We start from the raw sequence: 13,991 nt of genomic DNA, 5'->3' as shown, positions 1-13,991 counted from the left end.
CCGTCTATGGGCTGTTGTCTTAAGGACCATCTGTTTCCGGATGGTTTCGCGGGTTCCGCAAAATGGTTTCATCTCCCCGCCCGGCGGATTTCGTCCGGGGACGGAAGCGGCCGGCCTGAGGCGGTCCCCTGTCGAAGTTGACCCGGATTGTGCGACGGCCCGGACGAACAGCGCGGCGCGGCGCCGAGGCCGTCGGTCCGGACAGGGAGCAGATCGGCTGCGCGTTCGCAGATCGGTCGTCGCGCAAGCTCATGCAAAATCTGTAAATCCGAATACGGCCGCGAGTAGCTGATCGCGCTGCAACAGCGGAAACGTTGGAACGCTTCCAAGAGTCTTTCTAAGAAGCCTTCAATTAGGGAAATCGCGCGCCCTCACATAAGCGTCACCTTCAAGCGCATGCCGTTCCGGGACGGGCGGCATGACGCATCAAAACATGCAGCTTGGGGTGGCGCGTTGAACAGTCTTGGAATGCTGCGGTCGGCCGTGTTGGCGACCGCATCCGCTTGGGTCTTGATGCCGCAGGCATCGCTCGCACAATCGTCCGCGCAGGGTGGCGCGCAGAACATTCCGTCGGTGACCGTCACGGCGCCGGAAGCGCGCCGCCGCGCCGCAGCGACCCCTCAGCGCCGTGCCCCGCGGTCGTCGGTGCAGACCGCCAACAGGAACAAGCCGCAGCCGCAGCGCAATGTCGGCTTCGTCGAGACGCCGCGCGGTCCGGTGAACGGCTACGTCGCCGGCCGCAGCTCCACGGGCACCAAGACCAACACGCCGATCATGGAGACGCCGCAGGCGATCTCGGTGGTCGGTGCGGAACAGATTCGCGACCAGAAGCCGAACAAGCTCGACGAGGTGCTGCGCTACACCGCCGGCGTGCGCGCCGGAACGTTTGGCACAGATACCCGCAACGACTGGTGGCTGATCCGCGGCTTCAAGTCCGAGGATATCGGACTGTTCCTCGACGGCATGCAACTGTTCTACACGTCCTATGCGAGCTGGAAGCTGCAGCCGTTCAACATGGAGCGCGTCGAGGTGCTGCGCGGTCCCTCGGCCGTGCTTTACGGCGGATCGAGCCCGAGCGGCATCGTCAACGTCATCAGCAAGATGCCGCCGGCCGAGCCGATCCGCTACATCGAGACCGGGGTCAACAATTTCGGCAATGCCTATGTCGGCTTCGATTTCGGCGGACCGGTCGCGACGAGCCCTGAGAACGGCAAGCTGTTCGCCCGCGTGGTCGGCCAGGTCCAGAACGGCCCCACGCAGGTCAACTTCACGCCGGACAACAACTATTTCATCGCGCCGTCGGTCACCTGGAAGCCCGATGCCGACACGACCTTGACGGTGCTGGCCTCGGCCTCGAAGCAGGACACTCGCGGCATCAACTTCCTGCCTTATCAGGGCACGGTGACCAGCGCGCCGTTCGGCAAGATCCCGACCAGCTTCTTCGTCGGCGATCCCAGCGTCGACAAGTTCACGCGCGAGCAGGAAATGCTAGGCTACCAGTTCGAGCGCAATCTCACCGACGACCTGACGTTCCGTCAGAACGCCCGCTTTGCACATGTCGACATCACCTACCGCGGCTATGTCGGCAACGGTTGGGCCGACATCAACACGGCCACTCTCAATCGGTACAATTGGTATGCGAAGAACACTGCCAATCAGGCCAATCTCGACAATCAGCTTGAGTACCGCTTCGACACCGGCTCGGTCAGGCACACGATGCTGTTCGGGGTCGACCTGAGGGGCTACCAGATCGACGACTATCAGGCCTTCGGGTTCGGCGTGCCTGCGATCAACGTCTTCAATCCCGTCTATGGATCAGCCGAGGTTCCATTACCGAGCGCTCCGTTCCGGAACTTCCTGATCACGCAGAAGCAGGCGGGCACGTATCTTCAGGACCAGATGAAGCTCGGCAACTTCACGCTGGTGCTGAGTGGCCGCAATGATTGGGTCGAGACGACGCAGGAAGCGCGCGACACCGGCGCTCTGGTCGCCAGCCGCGACGACAGCAGGTTCAGCGGCCGCGCCGGGCTGATCTACAATTTCGACAATGGCATCGCGCCCTACATCTCCTATTCGACGAGCTACAATCCGATCATCGGCCTCAACGCCCAGAACCAGCTGTTTCTGCCGGAGACCGGCAAGCAGGCCGAAATCGGTGTGAAGGTCGCGCCAAAAGGCTTCGACGGCTATTTCACGGTCTCGGCTTTCGATTTGGTCCGGCAAAATGTCGCGACGACATTGCCGGGCAGCGTGCCCGTGCTGCAGAACCAGACCGGCGAGGTGACCTCGCGCGGCATCGAGCTCGAAGCAGTGGCCAATGCCACAAGGGAGCTGAAGCTGATTGGCTCCTTCACGGCCTATCATCTCTTCAACAGCAAGGACCTCGATCCGGCGCTGGTCGGCAAGACGCCGACCAACACGCCTGAACTCCTGGTCTCGGGCTGGGCCGACTACACCTTCAAGGACGGGCCGCTTGCAGGGTTCGGCTTCGGCGGCGGCGTGCGCTATATCGGCTCGTCCTGGGCCGACCAGGCCAACACCCTCGAAGTTCCCGCAGTAGTGCTCGGCGATCTCGCGGTCCATTACGAATGGCAGAACTGGCGCACGGCGCTCAACGTGATCAACGTGACCGACAAGATGTATGTCGCGAGCTGCGCGTCGGCCACGTCCTGCTTCTACGGCGACCGCCGGCGCGTGACCGCCAGCGTCTCCTACAAATGGTAAGCGCAGGCGAGGGGAGGCGGTCGTGAAGGCGCGCACGGTCAGGCTCTGGTCCGTGGTCCATACCTGGACCAGCCTGGTCTCGACCGTGTTCCTGCTGCTGCTCTGCCTGACCGGCCTGCCGCTGGTCTTCCATCACGAGATCGATGAGCTCCTGGGCTATGCCCCCCAGCCCGAAGCTCATGCGAGCGCGGCGCGCGCGACGCCACAAGCCGTCGCCGACGCCGCGCTCGCCGCCGATCCCGGCCGGGTCATGCAATATATCTCCTGGGACAGGGACGAGCCCGGGATCGTGATGGCCTTCACCAACGACGCGCGTGACGGGCTGCCCGACAATGCGACGGTGCGGGCCTTCGACGCGGTCTCGGCAAAACTGCTCGGGGCGGTCGGCGTCGGGCCGATGCTGATCGTGCTCAAGCTGCACACCGACATGTTCGCTGGCCAGGCCGGAAAATTGTTTCTCGGTGCGATGGGGCTGCTCTTTGCCGTCGCCATCGTCTCGGGCGTGGTGCTGTATTGGCCGTTCACGCGCCGCCTGCGCTTTGCCACCATCCGCGATCATGCGTCCCGTCGCGTGCGCTGGCTCGACTGGCACAATCTGATCGGGGTGGTGACGGTGGCCTGGGCGCTGGTGGTCGGACTGACCGGCGTCGTCAACACCTGGGCCGAGTTGATGCTGAACCAGTGGAAGGCGACGGAGCTCGCCAGCATGGTCGCGCCCTATGCCGGCAAGCCGCCGCCCGTTCACCTGGCCTCGCTCGACGATGTGGTCGTGCGCGCGAAGAGGGCGGCACCCGGCATGGACGTCGCCTTCATCGCATTCCCGGGCACCCCATTCACCTCCTCGCATCACTTTGCCGCCTTCATGCGCGGCGACACGGCGCTGACGGCGCGGCTGCTCAAACCTGTCCTCCTGGATGGCGAAAGCGGGGAGGTGGCCGACAGCAGGGCACTGCCGCTCTATCTCCAGGCCCTGTTGATCTCGCAGCCGCTGCATTTCGGCGACTACGGCGGCATGCCGCTCAAGGTGATCTGGGCCGCGCTCGACGTGCTCACGATCGTCGTGATCGGCAGCGGCCTCTATCTTTGGCTGGCGCGGTGGCGGAAGCGAACCTCCGCCCGCGCCGACGCATTCGCCAGACGAGCCCCGGTCCCGTCGTGATGCATGGCTCGCCCGACCGCTCGCGGCTGTGGATACGTGTCTTTGCCGCACCTATCCTGCTCTCGGCTGCGACCATCACCGGCTTGCTGGCCGCGTTGCTCTGGGGCAAGGCCGGCCAATATGTCGCCTGGGTGACGGTGGGAGCGCCTGTCCTGGTCGTAATCTGGACTTTGCTGCGCCTCAGCCTAGATAAAGTGCGGCTTCCCAACAGCGGACGTCACGGCCGAGCGCGCCTGGACTGATCGGGATCGCCCTTGCTGGGTCAGCTGATCTGCTCCATACCAGCGCGGGGTGATTCCGGGATTTCCACCGTTCTGGGAGCGGCAAAGGGCCTGAAAAGAGCGTGTCTTGCGCCCATTGGTGCACTGCGCTAAGGCTCAGAATAATTCCAAATCGGACGAATCCGTGGCTGTCCCGAGGCTGCGGGAAAAAGGGCTCGTCAATGAGCGGCATTCTACAGAACTATCTTCCACTCGTCGTCTTTATTGGGGTAGCTGGCCTGATTGGCCTCGTGCTGCTGGTCGCGCCCTTCATCGTGGCGTTCCAGCAGCCGGACCCGGAGAAGCTGTCGGCGTATGAGTGCGGTTTCAACGCCTTCGACGACGCTCGCATGAAGTTCGACGTCCGTTTCTATCTGGTCGCCATCCTCTTCATCATCTTCGACCTCGAGGTGGCGTTCCTGTTTCCCTGGGCGGTGGCGTTCGGCAAGCTTGGCGCGACCGGCTTCTGGTCCATGGTGGTGTTCCTCGCCGTGCTGACGGTCGGGTTCGCCTATGAATGGAAGAAGGGAGCACTCGAATGGGATTGAACCCTGCACCGTCCGCCGGTCCGGTTGTCGCGCCGGCCCCCAAGGGCATCCTCGATCCGTCGACCGGCAAGCCGGTCGGGGCCAATGATCCGTTCTTCCTCGAGGTCAATTCGGAGCTGTCCGACAAGGGCTTCTTCGTGGCCGCGACCGACGATCTCATCACCTGGGCGCGCACCGGCTCCCTGATGTGGATGACCTTCGGTCTCGCCTGCTGCGCGGTGGAGATGATGCAGGTGTCGATGCCGCGCTACGACGTCGAGCGCTTCGGCTTCGCGCCGCGTGCCTCGCCGCGCCAGTCCGACGTGATGATCGTCGCGGGAACCCTGACCAACAAGATGGCCCCGGCGCTGCGCAAGGTCTACGACCAGATGCCCGAGCCGCGCTACGTCATCTCGATGGGCTCCTGCGCCAATGGCGGCGGCTACTACCACTATTCCTACTCGGTCGTGCGCGGTTGCGACCGCATCGTGCCGATCGACATCTACGTGCCGGGCTGTCCGCCCACGGCGGAAGCGCTGCTCTACGGCGTGCTGCTGCTGCAGAAGAAGATCCGGCGCACCGGCACCATCGAACGCTAAGGTTTTACGTCATGGACGACGCCAAGCTCGACGCCCTGGGGCAGACGATCGTTAGCGCGCTTCCGGGCGCCGCCACCGGTCATTCGGTGGCCTTCAACCAGCTCACCGTGGATGTCGAGGCCGCCAAGATCGTCGAGGTGGTCAAGTACCTCCGCGATGACCCGAACTGCCGTTTCGTCAACATCACCGACATCACGGCGGTGGACTACCCGGATCGCGAGAAGCGTTTCGACGTGATCTATCACTTCCTGTCGCCGACGCTGAACACGCGGATCCGGCTCCGGGCCCAGGCGGACGAGACCACGCAGGTGCCCTCGCTGATCGACGTATTCCCGGGTGCCGACTGGTTCGAGCGCGAAGCCTACGATCTCTATGGCGTGTTCTTCGTCGGTCATCCCGACATGCGCCGCCTCCTTACCGACTACGGCTTCGAGGGCCATCCGTTGCGCAAAGACTTCCCGACGACCGGTTTCGTCGAGGTCCGCTACGACGACCAGGAGAAGCGCGTGGTCTACGAGCCCGTGCGGCTAAACCAGGAATTCCGCAAGTTCGATTTCTTGTCGCCGTGGGAGGGTGCGGACTATCCGCTGCCTGGCGACGAAAAGGCGGGGCCGAAGGTCTGATCATGAATGAACAACCTGAGAACCTCAGAAACTTCACCATCAATTTCGGCCCGCAGCATCCGGCTGCGCACGGCGTCTTGCGCCTCGTGCTGGAGCTGGATGGTGAGGTGGTCGAGCGCGTCGATCCGCATATCGGTCTCTTGCACCGCGGCACCGAAAAGCTGATCGAGCAGAAGACCTATCTGCAGGCGATCCCTTATTTCGACCGGCTCGACTACGTCGCGCCGATGAACCAGGAGCATGCCTTCTGCCTGGCTGCCGAAAGGCTGCTTGGCATCGAGGTGCCGCGCCGCGGCCAGCTGATCCGCGTGCTCTATTGCGAGATCGGCCGCATCCTGTCGCATCTGCTCAACGTCACCACGCAGGCAATGGACGTTGGCGCGCTGACCCCGCCGCTGTGGGGCTTCGAAGAGCGCGAGAAGCTGATGGTGTTCTACGAGCGGGCCTCGGGCAGCCGCATGCACGCAGCCTTCTTCCGCGTCGGCGGCGTGCACCAGGACCTGCCGCAGAAGCTGGTCGACGACATCGAAGCCTGGTGCGATCCGTTCCTGAAAGTGGTGGACGACCTCGACCGCCTGCTTACCGCCAACCGCATCTTCAAGCAGCGCAACGTCGACATCGGCGTGGTGCCGCTCAAGGAAGCCTGGGAGTGGGGCTTCTCCGGCGTGATGGTACGCGGCTCGGGCGCGGCGTGGGACCTGCGCAAGTCGCAGCCCTATGAGTGCTACGCCGAGATGGATTTCGACATTCCGATCGGCAAGAACGGCGACTGCTACGACCGCTACCTGATCCGCATGGAAGAGATGCGCCAGTCCGTTCGCATCATGAAGCAGTGCATCGAGAAGCTGAACGCGCCTGACGGGAAGGGGCCCGTCGTCGTCGCCGACAACAAGGTGGCGCCGCCGCGCCGTGGCGAGATGAAGCGCTCGATGGAAGCGCTGATCCACCACTTCAAGCTCTACACCGAAGGCGTTCACGTGCCGGCCGGCGAAGTCTACGCCGCGGTCGAAGCGCCCAAGGGCGAGTTCGGCGTCTATCTCGTCTCCGACGGCACCAACAAGCCCTACAAGTGCAAGATCCGCGCGCCGGGCTTTGCCCATCTGCAGGCCATGGATCACATCTGTCGCGGCCATCTGCTGGCCGACGTTTCGGCGATCCTCGGCTCGCTCGACATCGTGTTCGGAGAGGTCGATCGGTGATGGCGCAGGCGCCAATTCAGTTCGACCGCGCCTCGGGGGCCCTTGAAGGGGCCAGCCTGTGGGAGCGGACGGCTGCCTTGGCGCTGGTGACGGGATCGAAGATTTCGTCCCACTTCTCGCACATGGGTTACATCGCCTGCGCCAATTTGCTGCGCAGGACGCTGCCCGAACGCAACATCGCGATCAGGCTCAATCCGGACGCCGTGTTCGAATTTCCCTACGGCGACGGCTATTGGAGCAAGCTGCTCAACCGCTCCTACATTTACGAGGACGAGCTCGAGCTGCTGTTCGCCGACTCCATCGACGTCGACTACACGCTGCTCGATTGCGGCGCCAATTACGGCTACTGGTCGGTGCTGGTGTCGAGCAAGCCGTTCGGCGCGCACAAGGCGATCGCAATCGAGCCGTCGGGGCAGAACTATACGAAACTCGCCAACAATGCGCGGGTCAACGGTGGCCGCTTCGAGACCTTGAAATGCGCCATCGGCGCGGCCCGCGGCACCGCGCGGCTGTCCGGCACCAAGCACGAGGCCTTCAGCATTGCCGGCGATTCGTCGGTGGGCGGTGAGGACGTGCCGGTCGTTGCGCTCGACGATCTGATCGACGACGGCAAGATCGCCAGCACGGGGAAATATCTGATCAAGCTCGATGTCGAGGGCGTCGAGATCGAGGCGATCAAGGGTGGCGTCCGGCTGCTGCAGGCGGACAGCGTCATCATGTGCGAGGAGCACGGCAGCGACCGCTCTCATGCCGTGTCGCGCTTCATCCTCGAGCAGACCCCGCTGAAGCTGATCGTGTTCGATCCGCGCAGCAACCGGATGGAGACCGTGACCGAGCTGTCGATCCTCGACCGCATCAAGGTCTCGACCCACGTCGGCTACAACGTTTTCGGCACCGCAAGCGCATTCTGGCAGGACAGGATCGAAGCCATGAATGCCAAGAACTTGAATGCGAAAACCGCGCGCCGCATGCAGTGAGAGATCAGAGATGTCCGTTCGCCGATTAGCACCGAAGGAAGTCCAGCCCGCGAGCTTTGCGTTCACGGAGGAGAACCTCGCATTCGCCAGGCAGCAGATCGCGAAATATCCGGCCGGCCGCCAGGCCTCCGCCGTCATCGCCATCCTCTGGCGGGCGCAGGAGCAGAACGAGGGCTGGGTGTCGGAAGCCGCGATCCGCGTCATCGCCGACATGCTCGACATGCCCTATATCCGCGTGCTGGAGGTCGCGACCTTCTACACGATGTTCCAGCTCGCGCCGGTCGGCAAGAAGGCCCATGTCCAGGTCTGCGGCACCACGCCGTGCCGCCTGCGCGGCGCCGAGGATCTGATCCACGTCTGCGAGCACCGCATCCATCATGAGCCCTTCCATCTGTCCAAGGACGGCAATTTCAGCTGGGAAGAGGTGGAGTGCCTGGGCGCCTGCGTGAACGCGCCGATGGTGCTGATCGGCAAGGACACCTATGAGGACCTGACCAAGGAGAGCTTCGGCAAGGTGCTCGACGGCTTCGCTTCGGGCAATCCGCCCAAGCCGGGTCCGCAGAACGGCCGCCAGTTCTCGGCGCCGATATCAGGGCCGACCACGCTGAAGGAGATCACCTGATGCGTGATCTTTCGTCGCCGGCACGAGAGGGAAGCGGTGCCATGAAGAAGTGGGGCTTCATCGCGATGCATGCCGCCGTGGCGGCTGCCTTCATCTTTCTCCTGCAACGCTTCAGCCTGAATGCGTCGCTGGAATCCAGTCTGCTCTGGGCGCTGACGTTTGGTATCTGCGCCGCCGGACTTGCCTACAAGCAGTCCAATCGTTGATCGGAAAGCACTGACATGCTCGAGGACAAGGACCGCATCTTCAAGAACCTCTACGGCCTCCACGACTGGGGGCTGGAGGGCGCGCGGCGCCGCGGCGCCTGGGACGGCACCAAGACCATCATCGACAAGGGCCGCGACTGGATCATCAACGAGATGAAGGCCTCAGGGCTGCGCGGCCGCGGCGGCGCCGGCTTCCCGACCGGTCTGAAATGGTCCTTCATGCCGAAGGAATCGACCGACGGCAGGCCGAGCTATCTCGTCGTCAACGCCGACGAATCCGAGCCCGGCACCTGCAAGGACCGCGAGATCATGCGGCATGATCCGCATCTCCTGATCGAGGGTTGCCTGATCGCCAGCTGCGCGATGAACGCGCACGCCTGTTACATCTATGTCCGCGGCGAGTTCATCCGCGAGCGCGAGCACCTCCAGGCCGCGATCGACCAGGCCTATGAGGCCAAGCTGGTCGGCAAGGACAACGTCAATGGCTGGCCGTTCGACATCTACGTCGCGCACGGCGCCGGCGCCTATATCTGCGGCGAGGAAACCGCACTGCTCGAAAGCCTCGAAGGCAAGAAGGGCCAGCCGCGGCTGAAGCCGCCGTTCCCGGCGAACGTTGGTCTGTTCGGCTGCCCGACCACCGTCAACAACGTCGAGTCCATCGCCGTTGCTCCCGACATCCTGCGTCGCGGCGCGGCCTGGTTCGCCGGCATCGGCCGTCCGAACAATGTCGGCACGAAGCTGTTCTGCATCTCCGGCCATGTCGAGCGGCCCTGCAACGTCGAAGAAGCCATGGGCATTCCGTTCCGTGAGCTGATCGAAAAGCATTGCGGCGGCATCCGCGGCGGCTGGGACAACCTCAAGGCCGTGATCCCCGGCGGCTCGTCGGTGCGCATGGTGCCGGCCGAGCAGATCATCGACACGCCGATGGATTTCGACAGCTTGAGCAAGCTGCGCTCGGGTCTCGGCACCGCGGCGGTGATCGTGATGGACAAGTCCACCGATCTGATCCGCGCCATCGCCCGCATCTCCTATTTCTACAAGCACGAGAGCTGCGGCCAGTGCACGCCGTGCCGCGAGGGCACAGGCTGGATGTGGCGGGTCTTGACCCGCATGGCCGAGGGCCGCGCCCACAAGCGCGAGATCGACATGCTGCTCGAGGTGACGAAGCAGGTCGAAGGCCACACCATCTGCGCGCTCGGCGACGCGGCGGCCTGGCCGATCCAGGGCCTGATCGCGCATTTCCGTCACGAGATCGAAGCGCGCATCGACCAGTATTCGCACAAGGCCGATATCGACGATATCGGCGTCCGCGATCCCGTGAACATGGTCGCGGCGGAGTAAGAAGAATGACCAAGCTCATCATCGACGGCAAAGAGATCGATGTCCCCGCCGAGTACACGCTGCTTCAGGCATGCGAGGCGGCCGGCGCCGAGATTCCGCGCTTCTGCTATCACGAGCGGCTGTCGATCGCCGGCAATTGCCGGATGTGCCTCGTCGAGGTGAAGGGCGGCCCGAAGCCGGTCGCGAGCTGCGCCTGGGGTGTGCGCGACTGCCGTCCGGGCCCCAAGGGCGAGCCGCCGGAAATCTCCACGCGTTCGCCGATGGTGAAGAAGGCACGCGAAGGCGTGATGGAATTCCTTCTCATCAACCATCCGCTGGACTGCCCGATCTGCGACCAGGGCGGCGAGTGCGACCTCCAGGACCAGGCGATGGGCTATGGCGTCGACACCAGCCGCTTCGCCGAGAACAAGCGCGCGGTCGAGGACAAATATCTCGGCGCGCTGGTCAAGACCTCGATGAACCGCTGCATCCAGTGCACGCGCTGCGTCCGCTTCTCGGCGGAAGTTGCCGGCGCCCCCGAGATGGGCGCCACCGGCCGCGGCGAGGACATGGAGATCACGACCTATCTCGAGCACGCGCTGACCTCGGAACTGCAGGGCAATCTCGTCGACATCTGCCCGGTCGGCGCGCTGACCTCGAAGCCCTATGCGTTCGCGGCACGCCCGTGGGAGCTCGGCAAGACCCAGTCGATCGACGTCATGGACGGCCTGGGATCGGCGATCCGCGTCGATACGCGCGGCCGTGAGGTGATGCGTATTCTGCCGCGCATCAACGAGGCCGTGAACGAGGAGTGGATCTCCGACAAGACCCGTCACGTCGTCGACGGGCTGCGCACCCAGCGGCTCGACCGGCCCTATATCCGCGAGGCCGGCAAGCTGCGCGCGGCAAGCTGGCCCGAGGCCTTTGCTGCGATTGCCGCCAAGGCGGCGCGCACCGACGGCAAGCGCATCGGCGCGATCGCCGGCGACCTTGCCGGTGTCGAGGAGATGTTCGCGCTGAAGGATCTGCTCGCCAGGCACGGCTCGAGCAATCTGGCGGTGCAGGGGGGCGACGCCTTCGATCCCGCGCTCGGCCGCGGCTCCTACCTCTTCAACCCGACGCTCGCTGGCGTCGAGCAGGCCGACGCGCTGCTCATCATCGGCGCCAATCCGCGGAAGGAGGCAGCCGTGTTCAACGCCCGCATCCGCAAGCGCTGGCGTGCCGGCGGCTTCAAGGTCGGCGTGATCGGCGCCAAGGCCGATCTGACCTACGACTACGATCATCTCGGCGCAGGCACCGAGACGCTCGGCGAACTCGCGGCCGGCAAGCACTCCTTCATGGACGTGCTGAAGAACGCCAAGCATCCGATCATCATGGTCGGCGCGGGCGCGGCTGCTCGCCACGACGGCGCCGCCATCCTCGCGGCCGCTGCCAAGCTCGCGCTCGATGTCGGCGCGGTGAAGGACGGCTGGAACGGCTTTGGCGTGCTGCACGAGACCGCCTCGCGCGTCGGTGCGCTCGATATCGGCTTCACGGCGGGGCAGGGTGGCCTGAACGCGGCGCAGATGACGACGTTCGGCACGCTCGACCTGTTGTTCCTGCTCGGAGCCGACGAGATCAAGGCGCCCGACGGCACCTTCGTCGTCTATATCGGCACCCACGGCGACCGCGGCGCGCACCGAGCCGACGTGATCCTGCCGGCCGCGGCCTACACTGAGAAGTCCGCGATCTATGTCAACACCGAAGGCCGCGTGCAGATGACGGGCCGCGCCGCGTTCCCGCCGGGCGAAGCCCGCGAGGACTGGGCGATCGTCCGCGCATTGTCGGAGGCGCTCGGCAAGAAGATCGGCTACGACTCGCTGGCCGCGCTGCGCCAGGCGGTCTTCAAGGCGGTGCCGCATCTGATCCGTCTCGACCAGATCGAGGCCGGCTCGGCCGACCAGATCAAGAAGCTGGCGGGGAAGGGCGGCTCGCCGGAGAAGGCGCCGTTCAAGCCCCTGGTCGAGGACTTCTATTTGACCAACCCAATCGCGCGTGCGTCCGCCGTGATGGCGGAATGTTCGCGCCTCGCCTCCGGGCACATGCTGAACGCAGCGGAGTGAGCGTGATCTGATGGAATTCTTCGAAAGCGCATTCTGGACCGGATTTCTCTGGCCGCTGATCATCATGGTCGCCGAGAGCGTCCTGGTGCTCGTCGTGCTCCTGGTCGCGATCGCCTACATCCTGCTTGCCGACCGCAAGATCTGGGCGGCGGTGCAGATCCGGCGCGGCCCGAACGTGGTCGGCCCCTGGGGCCTGCTGCAGTCCTTCGCGGACCTTTTGAAGTTCGTGCTGAAGGAGCCGATCATTCCGGCCGGCGCCAACAAGGGCGTGTTCCTGCTGGCGCCGCTGGTGTCCTGCGTGCTCGCGCTCGCGGCCTGGGCGGTGATCCCGACCAATCTCGGCTGGGTGATCGCCGACATCAATGTCGGCATCCTCTTCATCTTCGCGATCTCGTCGCTGTCGATCTATGGCATCATCATGGCCGGCTGGTCGTCGAATTCCAAGTACCCGTTCCTGGCCGCGCTGCGCTCGGCGGCACAGATGGTGTCCTACGAAGTCTCGATCGGCTTCGTCATCATCACGGTGCTGCTCTGCGCCGGCACGCTGAACCTCTCGGCGGTGGTCGAGGCCCAGCATGCGCGCGGTCTCGCCAGCCTGATCGGGCTGCCGCAGCTCACCATCCTGAACTGGTACGTCTGGCCGCTGTTCCCGATGTTCGTGGTGTTCTACGTCTCGGCGCTGGCGGAGACCAACCGTCCGCCCTTCGACCTGGTCGAAGCGGAATCCGAGCTGGTCGCCGGCTTCATGGTCGAATACGGCTCGACGCCATACCTTCTGTTCATGCTCGGCGAGTATGTCGCGATCGTCACGATGTGCGCGCTGGCGACCATCCTGTTCCTCGGGGGCTGGCTGCCGCCGGTGGACCTGCCGCCCTTCAACTGGGTGCCGGGGATCATCTGGTTCTCGCTGAAACTCTTCTTCATGTTCTTCCTGTTCGCGATGGCGAAGGCGATCGTGCCCCGCTACCGCTACGATCAACTGATGCGCCTCGGCTGGAAGGTGTTCCTGCCGCTGTCGCTGGCGATGGTGATCGTGGTGGCCGGCGTGCTGCATTTCGCCGGCATCGCGCCGAAGTGAGGGCCGCCATGGGTATCAACGTCAACGCCACTGCACGCTCGCTCCTGCTGTCGGAATTCGTCTCGGCATTCTTCCTCGCCATGCGCTATTTCTTCCAGCCGAAGCCGACGCTGAACTATCCGTTCGAGAAGGGCCCGATCTCGCCGCGCTTCCGCGGCGAGCACGCGCTGCGCCGCTATCCGAACGGCGAAGAGCGCTGCATCGCCTGCAAGCTGTGCGAAGCGGTCTGCCCGGCACAGGCCATCACGATCGAGGCCGGCCCGCGCCGCAACGACGGCACCCGCCGCACCGTGCGCTACGACATCGACATGGTGAAGTGTATCTATTGCGGTCTCTGCCAGGAGGCCTGTCCGGTCGATGCCATCGTCGAAGGCCCGAACTTCGAGTTCGCGACCGAGACCCGTGAGGAACTGTTCTATGACAAGGCCAAGCTGCTCGCCAACGGCGACCGCTGGGAACGCGAGATCGCGAAAGCGATCGAGCTCGACGCGCCGTACCGGTGAGGTGAGGGCATGATCCTTTCCGCCATATCCTCGTCATTCCGGGGCGCGCGAAGCGCGAACCCGGAATCTCGCGCCACAACCTCCAGATTCCG

The 13,991-nt window shown here is 64.4% G+C and carries 14 protein-coding genes; all 14 read left to right on the top strand.

The features are described 5' to 3' along the window. The first annotated feature begins 468 nt into the window (after nucleotides 1–468). The 14 genes from IC50_RS11155 (at nucleotide 469) to nuoI (ending at nucleotide 13,899) form a co-directional block, all read left to right on the top strand. Entirely contained in the window at nucleotides 469–2,724 is a 2,256-nt protein-coding gene (locus tag IC50_RS11155; protein ID WP_035704013.1) for a TonB-dependent siderophore receptor, read from the top strand. 22 nt (nucleotides 2,725–2,746) lie between these two features. Further along, entirely contained in the window at nucleotides 2,747–3,883 is a 1,137-nt protein-coding gene (locus IC50_RS11150; protein WP_050990966.1) for a PepSY-associated TM helix domain-containing protein, read from the top strand. Continuing rightward, a complete protein-coding gene (locus IC50_RS11145; RefSeq protein ID WP_157460952.1) occupies nucleotides 3,880–4,125 on the top strand; it encodes a hypothetical protein in 246 nt (81 codons plus the stop codon). The genes IC50_RS11150 and IC50_RS11145 overlap by 4 nt, the downstream gene beginning before the upstream one ends. A 200-nt stretch (nucleotides 4,126–4,325) precedes the next feature. Continuing rightward, entirely contained in the window at nucleotides 4,326–4,691 is a 366-nt protein-coding gene (locus IC50_RS11140) for an NADH-quinone oxidoreductase subunit A (protein ID WP_035704009.1), read from the top strand. Next, nucleotides 4,688–5,269 (top strand): NuoB/complex I 20 kDa subunit family protein, encoded by a 582-nt coding sequence (locus IC50_RS11135; RefSeq protein WP_371740171.1) that lies wholly within the window; start codon nucleotides 4,688–4,690, stop codon nucleotides 5,267–5,269. The genes IC50_RS11140 and IC50_RS11135 overlap by 4 nt, the downstream gene beginning before the upstream one ends. A gap of 11 nt (nucleotides 5,270–5,280) precedes the next feature. Further along, nucleotides 5,281–5,892 (top strand): NADH-quinone oxidoreductase subunit C, encoded by a 612-nt coding sequence (locus IC50_RS11130; RefSeq protein ID WP_035704007.1) that lies wholly within the window; start codon nucleotides 5,281–5,283, stop codon nucleotides 5,890–5,892. Nucleotides 5,893–5,894: 2 nt separating this feature from the next. Next, nucleotides 5,895–7,091 (top strand): NADH-quinone oxidoreductase subunit D, encoded by a 1,197-nt coding sequence (locus IC50_RS11125; RefSeq protein WP_035704004.1) that lies wholly within the window; start codon nucleotides 5,895–5,897, stop codon nucleotides 7,089–7,091. Next, nucleotides 7,091–8,068, top strand: a complete 978-nt coding sequence (locus tag IC50_RS11120) for an FkbM family methyltransferase (RefSeq protein WP_035704003.1) — start codon at nucleotides 7,091–7,093, stop codon at nucleotides 8,066–8,068. Before IC50_RS11125 ends, IC50_RS11120 begins: the two co-directional genes overlap by 1 nt. 10 nt (nucleotides 8,069–8,078) lie before the next feature. Further along, nucleotides 8,079–8,690, top strand: coding sequence for an NADH-quinone oxidoreductase subunit NuoE (gene nuoE, locus IC50_RS11115; protein WP_035704001.1), 612 nt, complete (start codon nucleotides 8,079–8,081; stop codon nucleotides 8,688–8,690). After that, the gene (locus tag IC50_RS11110) at nucleotides 8,690–8,896 is read left to right on the top strand and encodes a hypothetical protein (protein WP_081492416.1); all 207 of its coding nucleotides are present in this window, start codon (nucleotides 8,690–8,692) and stop codon (nucleotides 8,894–8,896) included. Before nuoE ends, IC50_RS11110 begins: the two co-directional genes overlap by 1 nt. A gap of 15 nt (nucleotides 8,897–8,911) precedes the next feature. Continuing rightward, the gene (gene nuoF, locus IC50_RS11105; protein WP_035703995.1) at nucleotides 8,912–10,237 is read left to right on the top strand and encodes an NADH-quinone oxidoreductase subunit NuoF; all 1,326 of its coding nucleotides are present in this window, start codon (nucleotides 8,912–8,914) and stop codon (nucleotides 10,235–10,237) included. A 5-nt stretch (nucleotides 10,238–10,242) separates the two neighbouring features. Continuing rightward, complete coding sequence (gene nuoG, locus IC50_RS11100) at nucleotides 10,243–12,318, top strand: NADH-quinone oxidoreductase subunit NuoG (protein ID WP_035703993.1); 2,076 nt, start codon at nucleotides 10,243–10,245, stop codon at nucleotides 12,316–12,318. A gap of 10 nt (nucleotides 12,319–12,328) precedes the next feature. After that, nucleotides 12,329–13,396, top strand: coding sequence for an NADH-quinone oxidoreductase subunit NuoH (nuoH, locus tag IC50_RS11095; protein WP_085973683.1), 1,068 nt, complete (start codon nucleotides 12,329–12,331; stop codon nucleotides 13,394–13,396). A gap of 8 nt (nucleotides 13,397–13,404) precedes the next feature. Further along, entirely contained in the window at nucleotides 13,405–13,899 is a 495-nt protein-coding gene (gene nuoI, locus IC50_RS11090) for an NADH-quinone oxidoreductase subunit NuoI (RefSeq protein ID WP_191093171.1), read from the top strand. The last annotated feature ends 92 nt before the right edge of the window (nucleotides 13,900–13,991 follow it).

It is taken from the genome of Bradyrhizobium genomosp. I (2014), from assembly GCF_000261685.1.
GTDB lineage: Bacteria > Pseudomonadota > Alphaproteobacteria > Rhizobiales > Xanthobacteraceae > Bradyrhizobium.
Note: the sequence above shows the minus strand (reverse complement) of the source record. Positions and strands in the feature narration are given on the sequence as shown.